Source organism: Nocardia sp. Tas62D01 (assembly GCF_055232035.1).
Window position 1 is genome coordinate 908745 of sequence record NZ_JBUYUZ010000001.1, and the last position, 22577, is coordinate 931321.

The 22577-nt window shown below is 66.6% G+C and carries 26 protein-coding genes and 4 pseudogenes; 8 read left to right on the forward strand and 22 right to left on the reverse strand.

Features of this window, described 5'->3' with window-relative positions:
• Nucleotides 1-187: 187 nt before the first annotated feature.
• Nucleotides 188-1678, forward strand: coding sequence for an IS66 family transposase (gene tnpC, locus ACV7NQ_RS04485; protein ID WP_463365536.1), 1491 nt, complete (start codon nucleotides 188-190; stop codon nucleotides 1676-1678).
• Nucleotides 1679-1757: 79 nt separating this feature from the next.
• Nucleotides 1758-2024, forward strand: a pseudogene (locus tag ACV7NQ_RS04490) (integrase core domain-containing protein); the annotation flags it as partial.
• Nucleotides 2025-2160: 136 nt separating this feature from the next.
• Here ACV7NQ_RS04490 and ACV7NQ_RS04495 read toward each other — a convergent pair.
• The 3 genes from ACV7NQ_RS04495 to ACV7NQ_RS04505 are packed head-to-tail and all read right to left on the reverse strand — an operon-like array spanning nucleotide 2161 to nucleotide 4685.
• Complete coding sequence (locus ACV7NQ_RS04495; protein ID WP_463358457.1) at nucleotides 2161-2289, reverse strand: hypothetical protein; 129 nt, start codon at nucleotides 2287-2289, stop codon at nucleotides 2161-2163.
• 28 nt (nucleotides 2290-2317) lie between these two features.
• Nucleotides 2318-3118, reverse strand: a complete 801-nt coding sequence (locus ACV7NQ_RS04500) for a crotonase/enoyl-CoA hydratase family protein (RefSeq protein WP_463358458.1) — start codon at nucleotides 3116-3118, stop codon at nucleotides 2318-2320.
• Entirely contained in the window at nucleotides 3111-4685 is a 1575-nt protein-coding gene (locus ACV7NQ_RS04505) for an acetate--CoA ligase family protein (RefSeq protein WP_463365537.1), read from the reverse strand. The genes ACV7NQ_RS04500 and ACV7NQ_RS04505 overlap by 8 nt, the downstream gene beginning before the upstream one ends.
• A gap of 24 nt (nucleotides 4686-4709) precedes the next feature.
• Here ACV7NQ_RS04505 and ACV7NQ_RS04510 point away from each other — a divergent pair, with 24 nt between their 5' ends.
• Nucleotides 4710-6095 carry an amino acid permease gene (locus ACV7NQ_RS04510; RefSeq protein WP_463358459.1) on the forward strand — a complete coding sequence of 462 codons (1386 nt, stop codon included), beginning with the start codon at nucleotides 4710-4712 and terminating at the stop codon, nucleotides 6093-6095.
• Here ACV7NQ_RS04510 and ACV7NQ_RS04515 read toward each other — a convergent pair.
• The 4 genes from ACV7NQ_RS04515 to ACV7NQ_RS04530 form a co-directional block, all read right to left on the reverse strand.
• Nucleotides 6013-7017, reverse strand: a complete 1005-nt coding sequence (locus tag ACV7NQ_RS04515; protein WP_463358460.1) for a MurR/RpiR family transcriptional regulator — start codon at nucleotides 7015-7017, stop codon at nucleotides 6013-6015. The two genes, ACV7NQ_RS04510 and ACV7NQ_RS04515, sit on opposite strands and share 83 nt — an antisense overlap.
• Before the next feature lie 276 nt (nucleotides 7018-7293).
• Nucleotides 7294-7599, reverse strand: coding sequence for a type II toxin-antitoxin system PemK/MazF family toxin (locus ACV7NQ_RS04520; protein ID WP_463358461.1), 306 nt, complete (start codon nucleotides 7597-7599; stop codon nucleotides 7294-7296).
• Entirely contained in the window at nucleotides 7599-7784 is a 186-nt protein-coding gene (locus tag ACV7NQ_RS04525) for an antitoxin (RefSeq protein ID WP_463358462.1), read from the reverse strand. Before ACV7NQ_RS04525 ends, ACV7NQ_RS04520 begins: the two co-directional genes overlap by 1 nt.
• Before the next feature lie 44 nt (nucleotides 7785-7828).
• A complete protein-coding gene (locus tag ACV7NQ_RS04530) occupies nucleotides 7829-8098 on the reverse strand; it encodes a hypothetical protein (protein ID WP_463358463.1) in 270 nt (89 codons plus the stop codon).
• A 356-nt stretch (nucleotides 8099-8454) separates the two neighbouring features.
• On the opposite strand from ACV7NQ_RS04530, the pseudogene ACV7NQ_RS04535 reads away from it, so the two are divergent.
• Both ACV7NQ_RS04535 and ACV7NQ_RS04540 read left to right on the forward strand, forming a co-directional pair.
• Nucleotides 8455-8565 (forward strand): annotated as a pseudogene (locus tag ACV7NQ_RS04535) (ATP-binding protein); the annotation flags it as partial.
• 331 nt (nucleotides 8566-8896) lie between these two features.
• Nucleotides 8897-9091 (forward strand): hypothetical protein, encoded by a 195-nt coding sequence (locus ACV7NQ_RS04540; RefSeq protein ID WP_463358464.1) that lies wholly within the window; start codon nucleotides 8897-8899, stop codon nucleotides 9089-9091.
• A gap of 641 nt (nucleotides 9092-9732) precedes the next feature.
• Here ACV7NQ_RS04540 and ACV7NQ_RS04545 read toward each other — a convergent pair.
• Both ACV7NQ_RS04545 and ACV7NQ_RS04550 read right to left on the reverse strand, forming a co-directional pair.
• Nucleotides 9733-9897, reverse strand: coding sequence for a nuclear transport factor 2 family protein (locus ACV7NQ_RS04545; protein ID WP_463358465.1), 165 nt, complete (start codon nucleotides 9895-9897; stop codon nucleotides 9733-9735).
• A complete protein-coding gene (locus tag ACV7NQ_RS04550; protein WP_463358466.1) occupies nucleotides 9870-10547 on the reverse strand; it encodes a nuclear transport factor 2 family protein in 678 nt (225 codons plus the stop codon). Before ACV7NQ_RS04550 ends, ACV7NQ_RS04545 begins: the two co-directional genes overlap by 28 nt.
• A 64-nt stretch (nucleotides 10548-10611) precedes the next feature.
• Between ACV7NQ_RS04550 and ACV7NQ_RS04555 the strand changes: the two genes are divergently transcribed.
• A complete protein-coding gene (locus ACV7NQ_RS04555) occupies nucleotides 10612-11583 on the forward strand; it encodes a helix-turn-helix transcriptional regulator (RefSeq protein WP_463358467.1) in 972 nt (323 codons plus the stop codon).
• Between the two features lie 210 nt (nucleotides 11584-11793).
• Here the strand turns inward: ACV7NQ_RS04555 and ACV7NQ_RS04560 are convergent, their stop codons facing one another.
• Entirely contained in the window at nucleotides 11794-11907 is a 114-nt protein-coding gene (locus tag ACV7NQ_RS04560) for a helix-turn-helix domain-containing protein (protein ID WP_463358468.1), read from the reverse strand.
• Here ACV7NQ_RS04560 and ACV7NQ_RS04565 point away from each other — a divergent pair.
• Nucleotides 11906-12127: a hypothetical protein gene (locus ACV7NQ_RS04565; protein WP_463358469.1), complete on the forward strand. Its 222-nt coding sequence runs from the start codon at nucleotides 11906-11908 to the stop codon at nucleotides 12125-12127. The two genes, ACV7NQ_RS04560 and ACV7NQ_RS04565, sit on opposite strands and share 2 nt — an antisense overlap.
• 23 nt (nucleotides 12128-12150) lie before the next feature.
• On the opposite strand, the gene ACV7NQ_RS04570 is transcribed toward ACV7NQ_RS04565, so the two are convergent.
• From ACV7NQ_RS04570 to ACV7NQ_RS04605, 8 genes and pseudogenes are all read right to left on the reverse strand, one after another.
• Nucleotides 12151-12306, reverse strand: coding sequence for a hypothetical protein (locus tag ACV7NQ_RS04570; protein ID WP_463358470.1), 156 nt, complete (start codon nucleotides 12304-12306; stop codon nucleotides 12151-12153).
• A gap of 167 nt (nucleotides 12307-12473) precedes the next feature.
• Nucleotides 12474-13265: an ABC transporter permease gene (locus ACV7NQ_RS04575; protein WP_463365538.1), complete on the reverse strand. Its 792-nt coding sequence runs from the start codon at nucleotides 13263-13265 to the stop codon at nucleotides 12474-12476.
• Nucleotides 13266-13275: 10 nt separating this feature from the next.
• Nucleotides 13276-14115 carry an ABC transporter ATP-binding protein gene (locus ACV7NQ_RS04580; protein WP_463358471.1) on the reverse strand — a complete coding sequence of 280 codons (840 nt, stop codon included), beginning with the start codon at nucleotides 14113-14115 and terminating at the stop codon, nucleotides 13276-13278.
• A complete protein-coding gene (locus ACV7NQ_RS04585) occupies nucleotides 14112-14597 on the reverse strand; it encodes a MarR family winged helix-turn-helix transcriptional regulator (RefSeq protein ID WP_463358472.1) in 486 nt (161 codons plus the stop codon). Before ACV7NQ_RS04585 ends, ACV7NQ_RS04580 begins: the two co-directional genes overlap by 4 nt.
• A 362-nt stretch (nucleotides 14598-14959) precedes the next feature.
• Nucleotides 14960-15394 (reverse strand): VOC family protein, encoded by a 435-nt coding sequence (locus tag ACV7NQ_RS04590; RefSeq protein WP_463358473.1) that lies wholly within the window; start codon nucleotides 15392-15394, stop codon nucleotides 14960-14962.
• 608 nt (nucleotides 15395-16002) lie between these two features.
• Complete coding sequence (locus ACV7NQ_RS04595; RefSeq protein ID WP_463358474.1) at nucleotides 16003-16635, reverse strand: glyoxalase; 633 nt, start codon at nucleotides 16633-16635, stop codon at nucleotides 16003-16005.
• Nucleotides 16632-16809, reverse strand: a pseudogene (locus ACV7NQ_RS04600) (AraC family transcriptional regulator); the annotation flags it as partial. The gene ACV7NQ_RS04595 and the pseudogene ACV7NQ_RS04600, both read right to left, overlap by 4 nt.
• Before the next feature lie 12 nt (nucleotides 16810-16821).
• The gene (locus ACV7NQ_RS04605) at nucleotides 16822-17577 is read right to left on the reverse strand and encodes an alpha/beta hydrolase family protein (protein ID WP_463358475.1); all 756 of its coding nucleotides are present in this window, start codon (nucleotides 17575-17577) and stop codon (nucleotides 16822-16824) included.
• A 276-nt stretch (nucleotides 17578-17853) separates the two neighbouring features.
• Here ACV7NQ_RS04605 and ACV7NQ_RS04610 point away from each other — a divergent pair, with 276 nt between their 5' ends.
• The gene (locus ACV7NQ_RS04610) at nucleotides 17854-18576 is read left to right on the forward strand and encodes a class I SAM-dependent methyltransferase (protein ID WP_463358476.1); all 723 of its coding nucleotides are present in this window, start codon (nucleotides 17854-17856) and stop codon (nucleotides 18574-18576) included.
• Here the strand turns inward: ACV7NQ_RS04610 and ACV7NQ_RS04615 are convergent.
• From ACV7NQ_RS04615 to ACV7NQ_RS04630, 4 genes and pseudogenes are all read right to left on the reverse strand, one after another.
• Nucleotides 18566-18927, reverse strand: a pseudogene (locus ACV7NQ_RS04615) (YkvA family protein); the annotation flags it as partial. The gene ACV7NQ_RS04610 and the pseudogene ACV7NQ_RS04615 overlap by 11 nt on opposite strands.
• A 232-nt stretch (nucleotides 18928-19159) precedes the next feature.
• On the reverse strand, nucleotides 19160-19993 hold the full coding sequence (locus ACV7NQ_RS04620) for an inositol monophosphatase family protein (protein WP_463358477.1): 834 nt from the start codon (nucleotides 19991-19993) through the stop codon (nucleotides 19160-19162).
• Between the two features lie 205 nt (nucleotides 19994-20198).
• Complete coding sequence (locus tag ACV7NQ_RS04625; protein ID WP_463358478.1) at nucleotides 20199-21419, reverse strand: alpha-D-ribose 1-methylphosphonate 5-triphosphate diphosphatase; 1221 nt, start codon at nucleotides 21417-21419, stop codon at nucleotides 20199-20201.
• Nucleotides 21420-21813: 394 nt separating this feature from the next.
• Nucleotides 21814-22566: an ATP-binding cassette domain-containing protein gene (locus tag ACV7NQ_RS04630; RefSeq protein WP_463358479.1), complete on the reverse strand. Its 753-nt coding sequence runs from the start codon at nucleotides 22564-22566 to the stop codon at nucleotides 21814-21816.
• Between the last annotated feature and the right edge of the window lie 11 nt (nucleotides 22567-22577).

Sequence of the window (22577 nt, forward strand, 5' to 3'; positions counted from 1 at the left end):
CAGCACCGGTTTCCGAATCGTAGCTATTCAGCTGTCCCCCTTGGGGTTTGATGGCGTGTCGGTTGGATTGTGATGGCCTGTCGGGCATAGTGGCGGGGTGTCTGGAGCGTCGTCGGTTGAGCAGCTCGTTGAGCGGGTGGCCGAGTTGACGGCGCAGGTGAGGGTGGTGCTGGCCGAGAACGCGGAGTTGCGGGCCGCGAATGCGGAGTTGCGGGCCGCGAATGTGGAGTTGGGTTCGGAGAACACAGAGTTGAAGGCGCTGGTGGGGTCGCAGTCCGAACAGGCTGCGGCGCAGGCGGATCGGATCGCAGTGCTGGAGCGGCGGTTGGCTGCGGATTCGTCGAACTCGGGGTGGTCGTCGGGGTCGGACTCGCCCTATGACAAGAAACCGGCCAAGAAGCGGTCGTCGCGGACCCGGTCGGGGCGGTCGGCGGGTAAGCAGAAAGGCTCGGCAGGCACGTCGCGGCCACTGCACGATGACCCGAACCACACGATCCGGTTGGAACCGCCCCGCTGCCAGGGGTGTTCGTGTTCGCTCGACGGTGCCGCCGAGGTCGCCTGCGAACGCCGCCAGGTCGTGGACACGGCACCGGCGGCGGCGCCGGTGATCACCGAGTATCGGCGTATCGCCCGCGAATGCGGGTGCGGGACAGTGACTGCCGGTGACTGGGCCGATGCGGCACCCGAGCATGTCGCGGTGATCGCGGCGGCGGGGTCGCCGGTGCGGATCGGGCCGGTGGCTCTGGCCCGGGCGGCGTTGCTGACCTGCGGGCATTACCTACCGATCGGGCGGAGCCGGGATCTGTTCGTCGCACTGTGCGGCCTCGATATTTCGACCGGCTGGCTGGCAGGGGTGCGTGGCCGCGCCGCGCGGCTGCTGGAACGACAGTTCTCCGTCCACATGCGAACTCTGCTGGCCACCGCGCCGGTGTTGCATGCCGACGAAACCACCGGCCGCGCCGCCGCGGAGTTGAAGTACGTGCACGTCGCCTGCACCGACTATCTGACGTTGATGCACGTCGGTGGCCGCTCCGCCGACGATATTGATGCCGGTGGTGTGCTCGGCGAGTTCACCGGGGTACTGGTCCGCGACGGCTACGCCGGGTACGCGCACCTCAAAGCGGCCCACGCGTGGTGCGGTGCGCACCTGCTGCGCGACTTGCGGTCGATCCACGATGCCGATCCAGCCGGGCAGGTATGGGCGAAAGCGATGATCGACTGCCTGCTCGACGCCCACACCGCCGCTGGCCGGGCCCGCGCCGCTGAGGCATCGGCTCTCGACGCCGACACCCTCACCGGGATCCGCCGCGCCTACGCCGGTGCGATCGGGCTGGGCCGCGACGACAACCGTGACCGGAAAACTACCTTGGCCGCCGACGCCCGCAAGCTGGTGGCCCGGTTCACCCGCTACGAAGACATGATCTTGCGGTTCGCGACCGACCTGACCGTCCCGTTTTCGAACAACGAAGCCGAAAGAACGCTCCGACCAGTCAAAATACAGCAACGAACCAGTGGTGGAGCATGGCGAACCCTGCAGGGAATCACCGACTTCGCGATCGTCACTTCCTACCTCGACACCGCCCATAAATGGGGCCTCGACAAACTCGACGCCCTCACCCAACTGTTCACCACCGGTCCGTGGCTACCGCCTGCCCTCACACCCGCAGCCGCCCCATAACCACGCACGCATACCACACCGACCACCGAAAACCTCACCACCCCAGGTGAATAGCTACTCCGAATCGGGTTGGTCAGGTCCAGCAATCGGCTCGGTTGGCGACGCCTTCGATAATGCATTGGCAGAGACCACAATTGGGCTCTGCAAGACCGAAGCGATCGGAGACAACTCACCGTTCCGGCGCGGCCCACTCACCCGGCTCGCCGACGTCGAAACCCTCACTGCGGACTGGGTCCACTGGTACAACACCAGCCGACTCATGCACCGACTCCGCCGCATACCGCCGGTCGAATACGACGCCGACTACTATGCACACCGCGCCGAACGACCGGCCGGTGCCAGATAACCCGGTGGGTACCAAACCCGGGACGGTTCATAATGCGTCAGAAGCGTGTACATGCCGATCCGGTCCAACATCTCGTAAACGCGTACCGTCCCCGGTGCGATGGTGGTCAGGAATTGACCGCGGCGGTCGCCGGGTCTCATGACGGACGAAGCTTGCCGCTGCGCAGAATGCCTGCCAAGCCCTCTACCGCCTCGCCACCGCGCTGGAACGCCACTCCGATATCGCGGGCAACCCGCACCAGCAGCCGCCCTATCGGCGTGCTCACGGTGCCTGCCCCGGCGGTCGCCATCTGCTCATCGGCCGGTGAAGGCAGGCGGTCTGCGGTCCAGCACGGCCGCGACGGCCTCCTGGTGATCTTCGGTGTGATGGGCGGCAGCCTGCATCGCCGCGGCCAGCTCCAGATGGCTTTCCAGGCTCTGGTGCCGGCCCTCGCGCAGTAGTCGCTTGGTCATCCGCAGCACGTGCGGCGGGTTGGCGCATACCCGGGCGGCGAGCCGGTGGGCCGCATCGAGGAGTGCGTCGGGTTCGACGACCTGGGAGACCAGGCCCCAATCGAGGGCGGTGTCCGCATCGATCGGTTCGCCGGTGAAGGCCATCTCACACGCCCGGGCCATGCCGATCGCTCTCGGCAGCAGCCAGGAGCCGCCGTCGCCGGGAATGAGGCCGACCCGGACGAAGCTCTCGGCGAATACCGCGGTGCCGGCGGCGATCCGCAGATCGCACAGCAGCGCCAGATCGCAGCCGGCGCCGATGGCGGGACCGTTGACGGCGGCGATTGTGGGGATCTCGCAGTGGTACAACGCTTTCGGGATGCGCTGGATGCCGTGCCGGTAGCCCTGACGCAGCTCCGCCGGTGTGCCGCCGAACATTCCGGCCCGATCGCGCATGTGTTTGACGTTGCCGCCGGAAGAGAACGCCGACCCCGCGCCGGTGAGAATTGCCACCCGCAGGCTGTGGTCTCGATTGGCCGCCGTCACCGCGTCCTCCAGGGCGGTGATGGTGTCGGCTTCGGATATCGGGTTGCGCGCCGCCGGGTTGTTCAGCGTCCAGACGACAACGTCGCCAATGCGTTCGATCAGGATCGGTTCACTCATTACCGTCTCCGGATGCCGTGTCTGACAATATGATTCGGACATCGACCGGGACTGTATCGGAACCTGAGGCGATGACCGGATTGAGATCGAGTTCGGATATCTCCGGGTGCGCGGCAACGAAATCGCCGATGCGGACCAGGAATCGGGCCAGCTGGTGCCGGTCGACCGCCGGGAGATTGCGGTAGCCGTCGAGCACGCGGGAGGCGATCGTATCGTCGATCATTTCGCGGGCCTCGAGCTCGGTGAACGGGGCGGCCCGGAATGCGACATCCCGCATCGCCTCGACCATCACCCCACCGCTGCCGAAGGCCACCACCGGTCCGAAGATCGGATCGCGGGTGGCGCCGACGAGCAGTTCGACCCCGGCATCGGCCATGGGGGTGACGATCACACCGTCGATGCGGGCGTCGGGCACGTGGGCGTGGACCGAGTCGATGATCGCCTGGGCGTGCAGGGCCGCATCGGAGGCCACGGTCCCGAGCCAGACCCCGCCGACCTCGGATTTGTGGATCACCTGCGGAGAAACGACCTTGAGCGCACACGGTCGCTGAAAACCGGCGACAGCCGCGACCACTTCCTCGACAGTACGAGCGAAGATCCAGGCGCCGACGTCGACTCCGGCAGCCGCGACCACCCGCCGTGCAGTCGGCTCGTCGAGAAGTCCCGAGCCTTGAATGGCCGGGGCCTGGGGCGGCAGTACGAGCGAGGAGCGTTGCGCGGTATCGGCCAGCCTCCGGCCACGCCGCTCCAGGGCCGCCACTACCCGCGCGGCGTGATCGATGGAGCTGAGCACCGGTACACCACCGGCCCGAAGGCGGTCGTGGTTGGTTACCTCGGAACCGGCGTAGCAGCTCTGGACCAGCAGGGGGACACCGTGTTCGGCGACGAGCGCGAGCAAGCGGTCAGCGGCGGCGTCCTCGATCGCGCGCAGCCCGGAGTCGAATCGGAGGTGGTAACCGCCGTAGAGGCCGATGATCATCACGAGGCCGACCTCGGGATCGCGCATGAGGATATCGGCAGCCTCGGCGAACACCATCGGGTCGGCGTCGGTTGCGCCGGCCACGTCGACCGGATCGGACACCGCGGCGGCGCTGCCGAGCAGTTGCCGCAGCTGCTGCTGGGTCTGCTCGCCGAGCCGGGCCAGTTCGATGCCACTGGCAGCCAGGGCATCGGCGGCCAGCGTGGCGTGGCCACCGCCATCGCTGAGGATCGCAACCTTGCGGCCCTGGGCAATCGGGGCGCAGGTGGCAAGGGCGCCGGCGACGACGGCGAGCTCGTCGGAGCGGTCTACCAACTCGACCCCGACCTGCCGCAGCACTGCCGACGACACGGCGTCCGATCCGGCGATCGAGCCGGTGTGCGATCGCGCGGCGCGGCGGCCCACTTCCGATCGCCCGCCCCGCAGCACGGCAACCGGCTTGTCCGCCACGGCACGAGCGGCGGCGACCAGGAACGCCCGTCCGTCGACGAATCCCTCGGAATGGATCGCCACGGCGCCGGTGCCCGGATGGCGGGCTAATTCGGTGAGGCACTCGTCGTAGCGGACATCGGCCTGGTTGCCCAGCAGCCCACGGTCATGGAAGAAGGCATCGTGCCCACCTCAGGGAATCTGAAGCACAGCATCAACACTCGTCAGCTGACGATGATCGGTATCGGCGGAGTCATCGGCGCCGGATTGTTCGTCGGCAGCGGTAAGGCGATCTCCGCGGCCGGGCCGGGCATCGTCTTCGTCTACCTACTCACCGGCCTCCTAATCATCCTGGTGATGCGCATGCTCGCCGAACTGGCCACGGCCAGCCCCGAGACGGGATCGTTTTCGAGCTACGCCTCCCGAGAACTGGGTTCCTGGGCCGGGCTGTCGGTCGGCTGGGTCTACGCCTACCACTGGTGTGTCACAGTCGCTTTCGAAGCCATCGCCGGTGCGGCGATCGCCAACCAACTCCTCCCGTCGGTGCCGACCTGGCTGTACTCCCTGATCTTTATGAGCACCCTGACCGGCGTGAACCTGGCAGCAGTGACCTCCTTCGCGCGTTTCGAGTTCTGGTTCGCCATGATCAAAGTGATTGCGATCGTGGCCTTCATCGGAATCGGTATCGCGGCGGTCTGCGGCCTGTTCCCGCACTACCACGCGCCAGGAACGGCGAACCTGCTCCGGCACGGCGGCCTGCTCCCGAATGGATTCACGCCATTGCTCGTGGCTTCGTTGACGGTGTTCTTCTCCTACTTCGGCACCGAACTGGTGACGATCGCCGCAGGCGAGGCGAAAGATCCGGTCAGCGCGGTGCGCGCGAGCATGCGCAGCGTCGCCGGACGCATCCTGATCTTCTACGTCGGCTCCATACTCGTTGTCGTCACGCTATTGCCTTGGAACGCAACGCAAGTCACCGAGAGCCCCTACACCGCGGTGCTGAACCTGCTGGGAGTTCCCGGTGCGCATACCATCATGAATCTGGTCGTGCTCACCGCGGTGTTGTCGTGTCTGAACTCGGGTCTCTACTCGTCCTCACGGATGCTGTTCTCACTGTCGCAACGCGGCGAAGGCCCCCGCCTGCTTGGCAGGACCGCCCGCTCCGGGGTGCCCGACGCCGGCGTTCTCGCCGCCTCGAGTGCCGGATTCCTTGCGGTGGTGGCGAACTACTTCCTGCCCACCGGGGCAGTTTTCACCTTCCTGCTCAGCTCCTCTGGCGCGATCGCGGTCATGGTCTACCTGTGTATCTGCGTCACCCAGATCGTCGGACGTCGCAACAAGAGCACGGTGCAGATTGCCGCCCTGCCGGTAAAAATGTGGGGCGCCTCATACCTGTCCTATGCGGTCGGAGTCATCCTGCTGGCAATCGTCGGCGGGATGGCGCTGACCTCGGCCACCCGGACTCCGCTCGCGCTGACCCTGATGGTCACCGCCGCGGCCGTCGCCGCAGGCCTGATTCATCAGCACCGGACGGTCGCGGCCCAGCTGGCGACGGCCGCGGCGGAGTAGGCGGGCGCGCCTGCGTTATCGGCCCGGCGGTATCGGTGGCGTAGACGCCGAACTCGCCCAGCAGTTTTTCCTCCTCGAGCAGTGTCGAGCGCACCTGATGCCCCAGGATGTGTGCGACCGCACCCGTCATCGCCTGGGCGAGGGAGGTAAATGCCGTCATCGATCGGAGCACGCTGGCGCTGGACGCCTCGATGTAGAACGTGTCGTGCGCCGACACCGCCAGCGGTGAGACGGCGGTATCGGTCAGCGCGATGACGTGGGCACCGCGCTGCCGAGCCCATTGCGCGGCACGCACGGTGTCGAGGCTGTAGCGGTGGATCGACATCGCCACGAAGCAATCGCCCGCACGCACCCGGCGCAGTTCATCGGTCAAGGATCCGGCGCTGGCATCGACCGCCGTCACGTCCTCGCGCAGCATCCCCAGCAGGTAGCTCAGCAGATACGCCGGTGCGTGACACTTGCGCAGCCCCATCACGTGCACCCGGGGTGCATGGGCCAGCCGATCGACGACCGACTCCCACATCGCGTCGTCGATGCGCGCGAACGTCCGGGCGATGTTGGCCTGGTCCAGCGCCACGGTCTGTTCGCGCAGCCCCGCCCCCTCGGCTATGAGGTGCTCGAGATTGTCGAAGCGGCGCAACAATTGCGCCTGCTCCTGCAGCCGTTCGCGACACAATCGCGTCAGCCCGGGGTACCCCTTCAAACCCAGACCATTCGCGAAGCGCACGACAGTGGCCTCGTTGACCCCGACCGCGCTCGCGAGCTCGGATACGGTCATGAACGCCACAGCTTCGGGATCGGACAGCACACGCTGAGCCAGCTTCTTGTGCGAGGCGGACAGCGAATCCATCCGGCCGCGGATTTCTACTACCAGCTCGTCGAAGGTCGCAGGACCCGCCGCCACCTCGGCCTTCGCGTCCACCGAGCCTCCTCCCGTCCACCCCTCACCATCTACCTTGCAAAGGCAGTACTCTCCCAATTTAGCCGACCCCGCCGGTAACACAGCCACCCGAACTGGTCGGCGCGCGACTGCTGCGCAGCGATCGCAAGTCGCTGTCGGAGATATCGGCCGGGCCTCATCGACTGCCATCGCGGGCGAAGACGCCGCTCGTATATGGTGCGAGTGAGGTCCAGGCAGGTACTGATGTCGAGCCGGAACCGCCAAGCTGCCGCATGTAGGTTCGCGGAACGAACCCCGTCAGGGTGCGTCGAGGTCGAAGGCGTTGTGGACCGCGCCGGTGAGATCGGACTCCTGGTTGGGGAACAGAAATCCGATCTGTCTACCCAGTGCGGTAGCAGGAATGGTGATGATGCTGTCGCAGCTGACAACACAGTCCTTGTCGAGGCCGTTGGCGCGGCCCACGGCCACCTCGGTGGACAGGCCGCGGATCGTGCCGGTGATCGGGGCCACGGTGATGTTGTTGCGATGTGGTCGGACCACTTCGCGCGTGAGGACGACCACCGGGCGGGACTTGTCGAGTTGCGCCACGTGGATGGGTCGCATCAGTCGATATCGCCGAACGTGGTGGCGGCGTAGTTCGCCAGCGCGTCCATGTCGTCGACATCGTTGGAGGCCGCGAGAGTCTGAGCATCCCGCATAGCGGCGATACGGCGGCGCTCTCTTTCCAGCGCACGCAGCACGAGCGTGGCGCGGCTGGGTTCGCCGTGGTTACGCACTTCCTCGTCCATCTCGCCGAACGAGCGGTAGTGTCCGCCGGGCCGACGGCTATCGGTTACGAGAGATAGCGCGAGACGACATGGCCGTTCTCCAGGGTGATCACGCGGGTTCCCGGCTGTGTGGCGGGTCTGCCGAGTTCACGCAACAACTCTTGAAGAACGGCGGCGCCCGTGGCTAGGCCAACTTGCTTGTAGTGGAAGGTCTTCTGGTTGTCGGGGTATCCGATGATGATGTAGCCGCCGCCGGCGTCCCGTTGGATGCAGGTCACCGTATCGGCGTTCACGAACCCGATGTTCTCGTCACCGAGGTCGATGTAGGTCGGCATCGGGTCCCCCTCATAAGGATGTCGTTGTCGCGTGATCAAGGCTGGGTCCTGAAGCGACGATGTCACGTCGGGAACCGATCAGTTCTCAGCACCATGATCTCACCCACCCCAGGCATCTCGGCCGCTGTCGGCTGCCAGGTGGAAGGGTTCTGGCGCAGACATCGTGATTCTGCTAGTCGGCGTGTTGCCGTCGGATCCGGTTGATGATGGGCGATGGTAGCGGGCGTGCTTTGGTGATCTGGTTCGAAAGTTCTTGCCGCACTTCACAGATCTGGTGATCGGCGACGTTCGCAGTGAAGGCAACACCGTGGTCGTGGACGCTGCTGTTGCCACCGCGATGGCCCGGTGCCCGAGGTATGGACCGGCTGCAATCAGCCGCCTACGAACTCGTCGTCGAGGGCGAGTCCTACCGGCAACGGCAGAAGCCGCGCCGCGGCAAACCAACCGAACCGACCGACCCGGATTGACCAACAGCCCGGTCATCAGTCACCATCAGCACACGGCCCGCGACCGGACTCAACCCGGTCCCATTCTCATGGCAAACCAGTGGTCCCATCATCACCCTGGCAGGCGACAATGTGGTTCGGAAGCGCAGATAGGTGTCAGCGGTGACGACATCGGGTGGGCGGTGGTCGATTCTGGAGGTCCACAGCCCATTGCAGGAGGCGGGACCGGATCAAATCCCTAGATGCCCCCGATGACCAGGACATACCTATCGGCCGAGACTTGACAGGAAATGGTGGCGGGAACAACTCGCTGACCGGCGGGCGATACGCCAATCGAAGGGAAAGCGCACTCATGGGGTTGTGGTCGGCGACCGACACCGGGATCAGCTTCCCGCCGCGCCGCCTTGGAATTGCCGACGTCGTCCGCGAGTACGGCGAGGACACAGTCCGCGCCCGGATCACCGAGTTGCGGGAGGCCGGGCTACATTTCGCTGCTACCGCCATCGAGTCCGAGCTGAACATCGGCTCCACTTGTCCTGCCGCATAAGTGATGATGCCGCTGCCGAACCACGACCCGACGCCAGGAGGTGTCCGATGATCACCACCCAGGCGTGGGAACAGCGGCTGCGCGCGGATTTCGCCCTGAATTTCGACATCACTCATAGGCCGTTGAGGGCCAGCTAAAAGAATCGGCTCGAACGTCGAGAGCGCCGCCATCCTCATGGAGTTCATCGCCGCGCCGCACGAGCGCTGGGCGGAGCTCGCCAAACGCATACACGACACCGAGCACGCCGGCGACGACACCACTAAAGGCGGTCGGCGGTCGCTAGCTAGGGGCTGGGGGTGATCGTCCTGATTCGGGCGAACCGCGAGCGGTGTTGCGCCGCTGCTGGTTTCATGTCTGCCTGTGCGTGATGAGGATGCGGCGGAGTACGGCCGGTTGCAAGGTCGAGGGCGAGCTGGCGGCAGCCCTTCGCCTATACGGCCCGGACCGTAGTGTCGAAAACCTCTCCGTGCCCGACGTCGAGGTATCTCGGCAGGTGTGCGCGCGTAGCGCTCCCCTGGTGGCCGCTTCCACCACAGCGCCACGATTTCCTTGTGGCGCATGGCCTCTCGCGCTTGGTCCAGTAGCTGGCGAGGTTGCGCCGCCCGGCGGGGAGTAGCTCCGATACCGGTCAGGTCCGTTATTCAGCGGTGTACCGGCTGGCCGGCGAGGGCTTCGGTGACGGTGAGGCTGTCTTCGTAGACGGCGTACCGGGTGATCAGGCCGTCTTCGACGGTGAGGTGGAGCGCGCACAGGGCCGTGTACGGCTTACCTGTGGCTTTTACTGTCTGCCGGATGCCGCCGAGCACGATCGCGTCCGTGCTGTCGACGAGGCGCGGGATGCCGTTCCGGCCGACTCCTCAGGGAGATGGAAGGCGGCTATTTCCCGGAAATGGTCGGCGACGTCGGCGCGGGTCGAGCGGGGACGGATCCACGGCACCGCCGGGTGGCCGCTGTCCGGCCAGTTCAACTGCCAGTCGACGTGTTCGGCAAACAGTTCGGCGATCCGGTCCGGGTCACCCTCGCTCAGCCGACGAAGGAAGTCCTCCGCCGTGGCACGAGTACTTGCCTTCATCTCGGCCGCCATGTCCACGGTGAACTGGTATTCGTGCCGGATGAGTCCGCTCTCGCCGAGGGTGAGAACGGTGCGGCCGGTCCAGGCGATGCCCCCTCCGGCTAAGGGGACCATGTGGGTGGTGAAGGTGATCGTGTCGTGATGACCGGTCGCGTCGCCCGCGCACCGGAAGACGAATCCTGTGTCTCGCACCAGATCGTTGTGCGTCTCGGTGATCCGGGCTTCGAGGGCGTCGTGACCGTGGTACCGCGCGGATTCGGTGGTCTCGACACCGTCCGCGTCCCACAGCTCAGCGATAGCGCGTCGGCGCGCCACCGAGTCGGGCTCATTCCACACCGCGACGTACCGCTCGACAAACTCGTCGATATCAATGTCGATGTCCATGGGCGAGACGCTATTTCAGCTCCACTGACACCTTGTGTCAGTGGACTGAGGCAAACTTCAGCGCATGCGCGCGAGCCGACTGGTATCCATCCTGCTGCTCCTGCAGAACCGGGGACGGATGACAGCACAGGAGCTGGCCGACACGCTGGAGGTGTCTGTGCGCACCGTCTACCGTGACATGGAGTCCCTCAGCGCGGCAGGTGTGCCGCTGTACGGCGAACCCGGTCACGACGGCGGTTACCGGCTGCTCGGCGGTTTCCGCACCCAGCTAACGGGGCTGACCACGGATGAGGCCGATTCGCTGTTTCTGACCGGCCTGCCGACGGCTGCCGCCGATCTTGGCATGGGCGCAGTCGTGACCGCTGTGCAGCTCAAGCTGATGGCCTCGCTGCCCGCCGAGCTGCGCGACCGCGCCGGCCGGATCGCTGAGCGTTTCTACCTCGACGCCCCGGCGTGGTACCGAGAAAGCGACCGCGCGCCGCACCTGAGCGCGGTCGCGGAGGCGGTGTGGAACAACCGAACCGTGCGGATGCGCTATCTGCGCTGGGCCGAACCCCGCGAGATCACCCGGACCGTAGAACCGTACGGGCTTGTACTCAAGGCAGGTCACTGGTACCTCGTGGCTGGCGGCACCGAACAGCTCCGCACCTACCGCATCTCGCGGATAGTGGACCTTCACGTCCTCGATGAGCGGTTCGAACGGCCCGACGGGTTCGACCTGGCCGACCACTGGCAGAACTACCTGCAGTTCTTCGACTCGCGCCGCCACCAGGACGAGGCGACCCTCCGCCTGTCTCCAAGCGCCTTCTACCGGTTGCCCCACTTGTGGGACTCAGCCATGGCCGATGCCGCACACCGGACCGCCACGCCCACGGATGCCGATGGCTGGACCCGGGTGACGATCCCGATCGAGTCCGTTGAACAGGCACTTCCCGAACTTCTCAAACTCGGCGCCGACGCCGAGATCCTCGCCCCGGCCGGACTACGCGAACACATCACCCAGACACTCGACGCCCTGACCCGCATCTACCGATGACCGGCCTGACATTTGCGGCGACGGGCGACACCGCTGGCGGTGAAGGTGTAGCGCCGTGCACGTTGAGATGCTTGTCGACCAGCGGGGACCGGCGGGCGGCGTGGTCGTCGAGCACGTCGTGGCCTGCAAGCGCACCTCGTCACGGCGGCGTCGTAGCGCTGGTTCGCCGGGCTGTACCCGGCTGACGGGCGGCCAGATCCGCGCCCCGACTCAGCAAGTGACTGCCGCTGTAATTTCGGCCCGCAGGTAGTTGTAGACGGTTTCGCGGCTGATGCCGAATTCCTTGGCGAGTGCGGATTTCCGCTCCGGCAGGATGGCCGCCATGCCCACGACGCCGGAGCACACCCGGCTGTCACTTGCCCAGCGGCTGACCGAACACGCCCGCACCACCTGGCCGCAACTGACGAACCTGCACATCCGCCACCGCGGGGCATTCGCCTACGTGGAAGGCGAACTGGCCGACGGCGAGGCCGTCAAGCTGATGCGCCTGCGCCGGGGGTACCGCGAGCCGATGGGGCTTCGCTCTCTACTACGCCAGCAGTGACCGCCGACTGACGCGGGTCTCGGTCACCCGGCGATTGTGGCCGCCACCGAGTGGGCGACGTCGCGATGAGCCTCATGCTCGGCGAGCCGGCCGGTGAGGGCAGCGCGGACGTCTTCGTAGGTATCGGGGCCGAGCGGGAGGCGGAGAGGAGTCGCGCCGGAGTCAACGAGGTCAATCATCGCCTCCGCGATCTTCTCCGCGCTGTTGGGCACCGGGAAGTGCCCGCCCAGGAACGCCTGCCGGGTCTCGGCCGCGGGGTCGCGGGACGTCTATTTCGCATCGCGGTCGGAATGGGCCCGGCCACAGCCACCGTGCTGCTCGCAGCAGCGGCTCCGATCGGGCAGGCTCACCGCGTCAGTCGCCCCAGCAGCGAAGAGGCACAGGCGATCCCAGCGATTGCGGCCAGCGCCATCACTCCCATATCCAGCCACAGGTGGTAGGCGCCACCGACCAACAGGCCACGTAGAGCATCTACCTCGTAACTGAGCGGATTCACGTGGCTGACGACGCGCAGCCACCCGGGCATCAGATTCAGCGGGTACAGCGCGTTCGAGGCGAAGAACAGCGGCATCGTGATCGCCTGCCCGATCCCCATCAACCGGTCACTCTTCACCACCAGACCTGCGATGGTCATCGACAGACAGGCGAAGAACGCCGCACCCAGAACCACGACCACTATTGCACCGAACAGCCTGGCTGGGTTCATCGTCAGGTGCACACCCATGACGAACGCCAGCACCACGATGATCAGCACCTGCGCCACCGCACGCACTCCGGCCGCGAAGCACTTCCCGGTAATCAGTGCCGCTCGCGGCGTCGGGGTGACCATCAGCTTATTGAGAATGCCGGCGTCGCGGTCCCAGATCAGCAGGATGCCGTAGAAGATCGAGATGAACAGCGCCGATTGAGCGATGATCCCCGGCGCCAGGAAGTCCAGGTACGACATGTCCCCGGTGGGGATGGTGCGCAGCCGCGCGAAAGTCGTGCCGAAGATCAGCATCCAGAGCACCGGCTGCACCGCGCGAGTCACCAGCTCAGTGCGATCGTGGCGCAGCTTCTGCAACTCGACCAGCACGAATGTCGCGATCTGCGAGCCGAGTGCGACAAGCCGACCGGCACCGCGCGGCGCCAGCCGCACGGGCGGGTGATCAGCTCGCGCGCTGAGCGGTTCGACGTGTGCTTCGGACACTGCGCAGCCCTCCCTCCGTCGTCGGGTCCTCATCGAGTCCCGCGTTGGCGTGGTGGCGGAACACGTCCTCGAGCGTGGCATCGGCCCGGAGCGCGGCCTTCAGTTCCGCCGGCGTCCCGACTGCTTGCAACCTCCCCTTGTGCAGCAGCGCTATCCGATCGCACAGGTTGTCGGCTTCGGCCATGTAATGGGTGGTCAGCAGCACCGTGGTGCCGTATCGGTGTCGCAGATCTCGCACTCGGGCCCAGACGCTGTCGCGTGCGATCGGATCCAGACCGACCGTCGGCTCATCGAGAATCAGTAGGGCGGGCCGATTGACCAGCGCCTGCGCCAGCTCCAGTCGGCGGATCATTCCGCCCGAATAGCCGCCGGCCAGCCGGTCGGCCACGTCGAGCAGGTCCATCGCGGCCAATACCTCGTCCACCCGCTGGGCCCGCTCGCGACGCGGCACATCGAACAGCCGCGCGAACCAGGCCACGTTCTGCCGCCCGGTCAGCGCCGCCTCGATCGACAGCTGTTGCGGCACATAGCCGAGGTTGTAGCGGATATCGGTGTCGCGGCGGCCGACCTCGAAACCGAGCACCCGGATCGTCCCGTCCTGCACTGGCATCAGCGTGTTCAGCAGCCGGATCGTCGTGGTCTTCCCGGCGCCGTTGGGGCCGAGTAGGCCGAATACCTCGCCCCGCTCGATCCGCAGATCCAGGTGATCGACCACGATGTGCTCGCCGTAGCGGTGCGTCAGGCCCGCGCATTCGACGGCTGGGCAATTCATCGGTGGATCAACGGATTTCGATGTCATCGTCGCTTTCCTTGTTCGTACTCGTGCAGGATGTCGGTCAACTTGTCGACGACCGCCAGCCCACGGACCAACTGATCGCGCTCATCCGTAGTCAGCTCGTCGAGGGCCGCCGCGACCAGTCCGTGACGGCGCCTGCGGGTCTCGTCGACCACGTGCTGCACCCGGGCGGGCAGACTCAGCCTCATCACCCGCCGATCTGCTGGATCCGACTCGCGCACCAGCAGATCCACCTTCGCCAGCGCCGTGACGAAGGTCGACACACTGTTGGGTGCCAAGCCCAGCTCCGTGGCAGCCGCCTTCACGGAGATGGCAGGGTTGCGGGCGACCAGGCGCAGAAACTCCGCTTGCGAGGCGCTTACCTCTGGCTCCTGATCGAACGATCGGCCCGCCACTCGCGAGACCTGCCGGCGAAAACGCCCGAACGCACTCATCAGTCGCCCGACCAGCTCCGTGTGGGCTGCGATCTCAGGTGCCATCTCCATGTCACATAGAATACCTCTTACTCAGAGCTAAATGAGTGTCGGTTCTCCGCAGCCCAGCCCGATCGCCGTAAGCATCTACGCCTGGCTCCCTGAAGGCCGCACTCGCGGTGCCGCCAGCCTCTCGCTGTTGAGGAGTCAGTCGGCAAGGAGATCCGGCAACGCGAACACCAGCACCGCAGGACTCCCAGCGACGGTCTCTGATGTCGATCGCCGCCGACGTCGTGTTGGTGGCGAATGGTGTGATTCTGCATGTCCCTGCTCGACGTCAGCGTGGTGAAAATCTCACTGCCGGCGATACAGGAGACCCTCCTGCAACAACGGCTCGTCGGTTGCTGACCGCCCCGACCGTGCGTGTTGGGGCGCTACTTGGCGAATAGTTGCGAGATGTCACGAAACGCCTTGAACTCCAGCGCATTGCCAGCGGGGTCTCGAAAAAACATGGTCCACTGCTCCCCCGGCTGCCCTTCGAACCGCAGATACGGCTCGATCACGAACTCGGTGTTGGCCGCCTTGAGACGGTCCGCCAGGGCATGGAACTGCTCGAAGGTCAGAACCACCCCGAAGTGCGGGACGGGAACCTCGTGCCCATCCACCGAACTGTGTCCCACCTCGCCGCCAGCACCCTTGCTGACGTGTGTCACGAACTGGTGCCCGTAGAGGTTCCAGTCGACCCAATTCTGCGCGGACCGTCCCTCCTCTAGTCCGAGCACACCGCCGTAGAACTCCCTCGCTGCGTCCAGGTCGTCGACTGGCATCGCGAGATGGAATGGGGGACGATTTGGAGCCGAATTGGTCATATTTCTCTCCTCCTATATGGCCTGGGCCGCACCACGGTCGGCACGGCGCCGCGTCACTGTCTGGTCTTGCTCAGCGAGGCGGGGGCCGGGTACATGGCCTGCGACGGCTGAGCAGAGCTTATCGGGCGGCGATGGAACGCTCGCAAACCTGGTTCTCAGGAACACCTCGGCGGGTCGCGCGCTCAATTGGCACTCGACATTGAATTTGAGACGACGAGGCGGAACATCCCGCCGATCGACAAGCTTTGCAAGTGGCTGTTGGACGAGCTAGGAGGCGCGCACGGCGCTCCGATCGTCTACAACGACGACCGGCAGGTGAAGATGCTCTTCGCTCGCCACCTCCGGGATGCGGACATACCGATGATCTCTGCGCCATCAGGCCACGAACCTTGCGTGCGGATGTTCGACCGCGGCCGTGCAAACCTGATCCAGCACAGTCCGCGCCCGTCTGTCAGTAGGCCACTTCCAGACGAATCTCGACACCGCTTCTCGTCTGAAGATGTTGGTACAGAAGAATTTTGGGATCACCATAACGAGGCCGTGACGGTTGCGGAGCAACGTTCTGTGTGCTTGGCCCAAACAGACCGACCGGCCTCCGACCGACTTGCTCAGACCGGGGCGACCTCCCACGCGAACCCGTCCGGGTCGGCAAAGGGCCCAATATCGCCGCCGATGACGATCCGGTGCGACCCGGTGCCCTCCGGTGGGACGCCGGCGTCCTTGGCGGCGGCACGGCGCCCGTAGAGCGCGAGCTTGACCGACGATGGTGGGGTGTCGAACTCGACGTACTTGCTGCCGAAGCTCTTCGCCACGGCCAGGCCGCGGTCGACGTAGAACTGCTTGGTCGCCTTGACGTCGTCGACCCCGAGCAGCACCACGAAATCGTCGACCTCCCGGGTGGCCGGGCCGGTGTCCTTCTTCGACGACGTCGCGACCTTCCAGATCGCCCCGTCCGGAGCCTGGACGACGCCGCCGTAGCCCCAGAAGCCCTTCTTGGCCTGCTTCAGCGTCGTCGCGCCTGCGTCGAGAGCGGTGCCGATGAGGCTGTCGACGGTGCTCGGCTGAGACACCACGAGCGACAGCATGAAGCCACGAAAGCCGGTCGTCGGCGCCTCCGAGGCGCGGACGCGCACCTTGTCGCCAAGGCCGAACGCTGCGGCGTAGAAGGCCGCGGCGGCCGCGGGGTCGGGCACCTCGAGGATGACGGACTCGATAGAGGTCTGATCAGTGGTGATGTTCATGGCAGTAACGCTAAGTGCTGCTCAGTGACCGGCGCTTCTCGATTCCTGATCGGTCTGCTCACCTGCTTCGCCACGCATGGCGGCATCCCCGCCGTCGCGCGCCGCCGGTAGGTGGTAGGTGCTGGGCGGCATACCGGCCAGTTCGGTGAAGTGACTGCTGAAGGTGCCCAGCGATACCCCGTCACGTCAGGCCGGTGACATGCCGGCCCGGCCGAGATGCCGGGCGAAGAACCGGGCCGAGTTGTCGACCTCGAAGCTGGGCACCTGGTTATGCCTGTCCGGGTAGGCGTGCAACGCCTTTTCCTTCGAGGCGCAGGCGTCGAACAACGCGAGACCGGATTGGCGGTCGATTTCCTCGTCGTCCCACGCGAGCACGAACTCGATCGGGATGGTGATCCGTCTCGCCGCCTCGGTCAGGGCCTCGAACACCAAGACCCCACCGAAGGCCGCGGCGGTGATCCGGGGTTTGATCGCCGTCAACAGCAGCCCGATCGCGACGCCCAACGTCATGCCCCCGTAGCCGATCGGCGCTTCGGTGCCGATCTCGGGCAGTGCCTGGAGGGCGTCCAGGGTTGCCTGCCATTCCGGCACGGCACGCTCCGCCAGCGAGGTGTTGTAGTCGACGATGATCGGGCCGATCGGCTCGCCTGCCGCCCGAGCCTGCAGAGCGGCGACCCACTGTTCGTCCTGCGCGTTTCGCGGCCGGTCGCCGTGTCCAGGCGCGTCGATGGCGGCCACGGTGAACCCGCAGCTGGTCACGTAGTGGTGTGCACGGGCCAGGATTCCCGGTGCTTTCTTGTGCAGGCCGCCACTGTGACCCATCAGGACCAGGGGCGCACCATCGGAGCCGGATGCGGGCGACCAGAGCACGCCGGTGACCTCATCCAGAGTGAAGTTGCGTTCGATGACACCGTTCGACGATGTCTCCGCGGTGAAATGCATAGTGTGTTGCCTTTCGGGCTTGCCTTGTGGAGGCGCTCCCGGCGACACCTATGTCAATCGCCCGACCGTGAAGAAGATGGGGAGCACCCAATCGTTACAGCGTTCATGGGTCTCACCTCCTCGCGTGTGTCACGGAATCCCGGACACTATCAGCCCGAACGTCGTCCCGCCCAACCATTTTCCGCCGACCAACTGGCGGCCCGAAGATGGGGCGTGGCGCGCCGACACGAATTACACGTCTTGTCACCGCACAGCACTTTACCGATCGAGCGTACTGTGCTAGCGCTGTACCGTGACGCGCCGCCGGAGCAGGATGCTCCTGCGCTGATCCCCTGGGACATTGGCGGCCCACAGCCGGTGGTGCAGCAGTTGGTGGCCTACGGCGCTGTGCGGGGTGAGGTGCTCGACCCCGGAACCGGCCCGGGACATCACGCGATCTACTACGCGTCCAAGGGCTACTCGGCCACCGGGATCGACGCGTCGCCAGCGGCGATCGAGCGGGCCAAGCGCAACGCGGAGCGCGCCGGGGTGAAGGTGGACTTCCAGGTGGCCGATGCCACCAAACTCGACGGCCTGGAGGATCGGTTCGACACCGTCGTCGACAGCGCGTTCTACCACGTGTTCCTCGACGACGAACAAACCCAGACCCAGTACGCGCAGGCCCTGCACCGGGCCACTAAACCGGGGGCGCGACTGTTTATGTTCGAAGTCGGACGCCACAACGTCAACGGCCTTCAGCCCGAAGGTTTGCCGGCGGAGAATTTCGACCGGGTGCTTTCCGCGGCCGGGTGGCGCATCGACTACCTGGGAACCACCACTTACCGAGCCACCTTCAGCCCGGAGACGGTCGCCTATCTCTCCAAGGAGATGAGCGGCGACTCGGGATGGGCTGAGCGAATGAAGCCGATGCAAGAACAACTCCAGATCCTTGCGCCGTTGCTGAAAAACAACCAGGTGCGCCTGCCGGTGTGGGCCGTGACCGCCACCCGCCTCGACTAGAGCGTGCCCAGTGCGCGCGCACCACGGCGAGCCCGCCCGGCGCACCACCGAACGGAGAACAGCGGTGACGATGATCGCGTCGTCCGCGTAACCGAGCACCGGAATGAAATCGGGGATCAGATCGATGGGCATCGCCAGGTAGACCAGCAGCAACGCCAACCCGATACGAACTCCCCGGGGCAGGGTCTTGTCGGCGGCGAGGCGGCGCACCAACCGCAGCACGTCGGGCAGCAGTCGCAATGCTTCGCGCAGCAAGAGCCATGAACAGTTCTCGGCGCCTGCCTGCAGCGCGAGTTCTCCGCCCACGAGTCCTATGGCGGCGAGGGCCGCATCCGCTCCACTCGCTTCCATATCGAAAGTCGTTGGAAAAGTTCGACTTCGGCAACGCCCGCCGCCTCGAGCGGGACATGATCGCCCAGCCGGGCCACGCTCGACTTCGTCACCGCGAAAGAGAACGTCGTGTTCCTGGACTGGAGTCGGCAAAACGCATGTGGCGCAAGGGATCGGGCACCTGGCGATCCGTAGCCGGCAGCCGCGCGGAACATCTCGCCCACGCCGTTGACGGACCACGGTTGCCGACCGATCACGCCGTCAGCCCCGCCCGGATGGTGTCCACCATCTCCTCGGCCAGCTCCGGAGTAGCGGCGATGATGCCGGACCAGCGGCCAGTGAGGTCGGGGCCGATGTCGAAGGGGCGGGAGTGGAGGTCTAGGACGGCGCCACCCGAGGCAGGGACCAGGAGCAGGGCAGCGGCCAGGTCGACGATGCGGTGAGTGTCCGAGCCGGCGTCGGCGAAGGCGTCGGTAGACCCCTCAGCGACCAGGGCGGCCTCCAGGCAGGTGGTGGACAGGATGCGGACCCGGGCGGCGCGGGCGGTCACCGCTTGCCAGGCAGGCACCGTGTGCGGGTGGGGGCGCAGCAGGCTGACCGCGGCGCCGTCGAGGCTGCGGCGACCCGTGGTGCGGTAGCTGGTGGGCCTCCCTGCCACCGCATGCCAGCAGCGGCCGGTATCGAACCAGCAGGTCAGGGATTCGGTGATCACGCCATCGCGTACCACCGCGCCCGCGAAGGCCGACAGCGGCACCCCGGCGGCGGCGTTGGCGGTACCGTCCACCGGGTCGACGACCAGGGTAATCGCGGACCCGTTGTCGATAACGCCGATCTCCTCGCTGAGCAGATTCACCCGGTGCGCCTGCACCACTTCGGCGACCGCGGAATCGACCAGCAGGTCCAACCGCATGGTCGGCGTGCCGTCCGCGCCCATGCCCACCTTCTGCGACAGCTCCGCCCGGCCGTACCGGGCCCGCGCGTCGGCGAACGCCCGCGCCGCCGCCCGAACCGTTTCGGCCAGTATGGGATCCACGCCCGGCGGCAACTCGGGCTCTGGGACCGGCCAGCCGATCAATGCTGAGTTCACTGTGGCACAACACCTTTCAATGGTAGGGATGTTCAGCAGCGGCAGCCATCGATCGATCGCGCGGTCGAGTACTGCCGAACAGCGCCACTGTGACGGCTGTGGTCATCTGCCGATGCCGGTGATCCCGGACCGCGGACCGGGGCCCGGCCGCTGGGCCCGGTACGCCCAGAGATGATCCGCAAACTTCAGTGCGGCACTGTGGATTTCACAGTGGCACTGCGGATTTCACAGTGCTGCGAACCTGGGGCCAGCGACCGCTGCCCTCGACGAGCACCAGATCGGCCAGCTGCCCAGGGAGCAGGCTGCCGCGGTCGGTCAGGCCTGCCGCGCTCGCCGCTCCCCCGGTGACCAGCCGGATCGCGCCCGCCAGGTCGGTGAGGCCGTCGGCGGCCACCGCGAACGCCGCCGCCAGCAGGCCCGACGGCAGGTAGTCGGAAGCGATGGCGGTGACCAGGCCGCGGCCGATCAGGTCCCGGCCGGAGGCGTTGCCGTTGTGGGAGGACCCGCGCAGCACGTTCGGTGCGCCCATCACCACCGGCAGGCTGTGCTCGCGGGCGGTGGCGGCCGCCTTCAGGGTGGTCGGGAACTCCGCGACTGTACCGCCGCGGGCCACCAGGTCGGTGACGTCGTCGACCGTCTCCAGGTCGTGGCCGATCAACCGGATGTCGCCGGAGCGGGCATGGTCGCCCAGCCAGGCCATCGCCTCCTCCAGCACGCCCAGCCGCCCAGCGCGCTCTTCGATCAGTTCGTCGACGTGGATGCGGGCCTCCTCAGCGGTGAGTTCGCGGTTGCCCATCACGTAGCGCTCGTAGTAGGCGCGGTCGGCATACTGGCCGATTCCCGGCGTGTGATCCTCATGCGACACCAGCGCACCCGGTGCCGCGGACGCGATCCGATTCCGCAGTGCGGCGAGGCCGTCCGGGCAGCGCACGTCCAGCCGGTACAGGACGCGATGGTCGACGATCGCCGCGTCCTGCGTGGCCACCAGGTCGCAGATCTCCTCCGCGGCGTCCACGGTCCGGTTCAGGCCGCGGCGCCTGCTGTGTTCGAAGGCGGCGCCGTGGAAGACGGTGGTGACACCGGCCGCGTGCAGTTTGCCCTCGAACGAGATCAGCGCGAAGTCCAGCGGCAGCACCGCGCCGGGCCGCGGCAGCCGCTCCTTTTCCAGGCCGTCGCTGTGCACATCCACCAGGCCCGGAAGGCACAGCAGCCCACTGCCGTCCACATCCGCGGCCACCCCGGCCGGGTGCGGTGCGACCTCGGCGATCAGCCCGTCGCGCACCGCGATCAGCGCATCGTCGAGCACCCGATCCGGCAGCACCGCCCGCACGTGGCCGAGCACGTAGTCGGTGGGGGCCGCGCACAGCGGCCACGCCCCGACCGGCGGCCGCCCGACCGTGAGATCCATCGTTTCCGTCTTGCTCATGCCATCTCCTGCCACAGTTTTCGAACTCGATCCGGGCCGGCACCCGGCGCACACCTGGTCCCGCACACTGGTCCGCGCGCACGAACCCGTGCGCTCATGCCGTGTCCATCGGGCATGAGCTCTGGGCCCTGCGTGGTAACGCACGCTGCCTCCTCCGGACCCCGACCGCTCACGCCGGGTCCATCGGGCATGAGCTCTGGGCCCTGCGTGGTAACGCACGCTGCCTCCTCCGGACCCCGACCGCTCACGCCGGGTCCATCGGGCATGAGCCCTGGGCCCTGCGTGGTAACGCACGCTGCCTCCTCCGGACCCCGACCGCTCACGCCGGGTCCATCGGGCATGAGCCCTGGGCCCTGCGTGGTAACGCACGCTGCCTCCTCCGGACCCCGACCGCTCACGCCGGGTCCGCCAGGATTTCTTCCGGCGTGCCGGCGCGGACGATGCGGCCATCGCCCATCAGCACGACGCGCGAGGCCAGTTGCCGCATTGCCGGGAGGTCGTGAAACACGGCCAGCACCGCCACCCCCTGCCGGGCGAGGTCGCCGATCAGATCGAGCGCCACCTCGCGATTCGCCGGGTCCAGGGCCGACACCGGCTCGTCGAGCAGCAGCAGTCGCGGCGGGGATACGATGCCGGCGGCGAGATTGACTCGCTGACGTTCACCGCCGGACAGCACACCGCAGTCGACGTCCCACAGCGCCTCGTCGACGTTGAGCCGGTGCAGAATATCGGCTGCGGCGTCCGCGGCGGCATCGGTGTCCAGGCCGCGGCGCAGCGCCGCCGACACCACCACCCGGAACGGGCCGGTGCGCGGTGGAGAATTCAGAAACTGTGAGACGTAACCGAATTCGCGGCCACGCAAGCGCGCCATGGCACGATCGCCTAGCGTGGTCAGATCCACCGGGGCCCCGGCACCGGTGTCCGGCAGATGCAGCCGGATCGTGCCGGCATCCGGCAGGTAGGTGCGGTTCACGCAGCGCAGCAGCGAGGATTTCCCGGCGCCGCTGGGCCCGGCCAGGGCGACGTGCTCCCCGGCGCGCACGTCCAGGTCGACGCCGCGCAGCGACACGACCTGCCGCCCGTCAATGGTGTGCAGGGTGAAACTCTTGTGTAGCGACCGGATGCCGAGCACCGGCACCTCGAGCATGGTAAGGGTCA

Coding starts and splice junctions, on each gene's coding strand:
- ACV7NQ_RS04500 (WP_463358458.1), bottom strand. CDS start 3,118: ATGAGTGAACCGATCCTGATCGAACGCATTGGCGACGTTGTCGTCTGG.
- ACV7NQ_RS04520 (WP_463358461.1), bottom strand. CDS start 7,599: ATGCGACCCATCCACGTGGCGCAACTCGACAAGTCCCGCCCGGTGGTC.
- ACV7NQ_RS04525 (WP_463358462.1), bottom strand. CDS start 7,784: ATGGACGAGGAAGTGCGTAACCACGGCGAACCCAGCCGCGCCACGCTC.
- ACV7NQ_RS04530 (WP_463358463.1), bottom strand. CDS start 8,098: ATGCCGACCTACATCGACCTCGGTGACGAGAACATCGGGTTCGTGAAC.
- ACV7NQ_RS04540 (WP_463358464.1), top strand. CDS start 8,897: ATGGGGTTGTGGTCGGCGACCGACACCGGGATCAGCTTCCCGCCGCGC.
- ACV7NQ_RS04550 (WP_463358466.1), bottom strand. CDS start 10,547: ATGGACATCGACATTGATATCGACGAGTTTGTCGAGCGGTACGTCGCG.
- ACV7NQ_RS04555 (WP_463358467.1), top strand. CDS start 10,612: ATGCGCGCGAGCCGACTGGTATCCATCCTGCTGCTCCTGCAGAACCGG.
- ACV7NQ_RS04565 (WP_463358469.1), top strand. CDS start 11,906: ATGCCCACGACGCCGGAGCACACCCGGCTGTCACTTGCCCAGCGGCTG.
- ACV7NQ_RS04560 (WP_463358468.1), bottom strand. CDS start 11,907: ATGGCGGCCATCCTGCCGGAGCGGAAATCCGCACTCGCCAAGGAATTC.
- ACV7NQ_RS04570 (WP_463358470.1), bottom strand. CDS start 12,306: ATGATTGACCTCGTTGACTCCGGCGCGACTCCTCTCCGCCTCCCGCTC.
- ACV7NQ_RS04580 (WP_463358471.1), bottom strand. CDS start 14,115: ATGACATCGAAATCCGTTGATCCACCGATGAATTGCCCAGCCGTCGAA.
- ACV7NQ_RS04585 (WP_463358472.1), bottom strand. CDS start 14,597: ATGGAGATGGCACCTGAGATCGCAGCCCACACGGAGCTGGTCGGGCGA.
- ACV7NQ_RS04590 (WP_463358473.1), bottom strand. CDS start 15,394: ATGACCAATTCGGCTCCAAATCGTCCCCCATTCCATCTCGCGATGCCA.
- ACV7NQ_RS04595 (WP_463358474.1), bottom strand. CDS start 16,635: ATGAACATCACCACTGATCAGACCTCTATCGAGTCCGTCATCCTCGAG.
- ACV7NQ_RS04605 (WP_463358475.1), bottom strand. CDS start 17,577: ATGCATTTCACCGCGGAGACATCGTCGAACGGTGTCATCGAACGCAAC.
- ACV7NQ_RS04625 (WP_463358478.1), bottom strand. CDS start 21,419: ATGAGCAAGACGGAAACGATGGATCTCACGGTCGGGCGGCCGCCGGTC.
- ACV7NQ_RS04630 (WP_463358479.1), bottom strand. CDS start 22,566: ATGCTCGAGGTGCCGGTGCTCGGCATCCGGTCGCTACACAAGAGTTTC.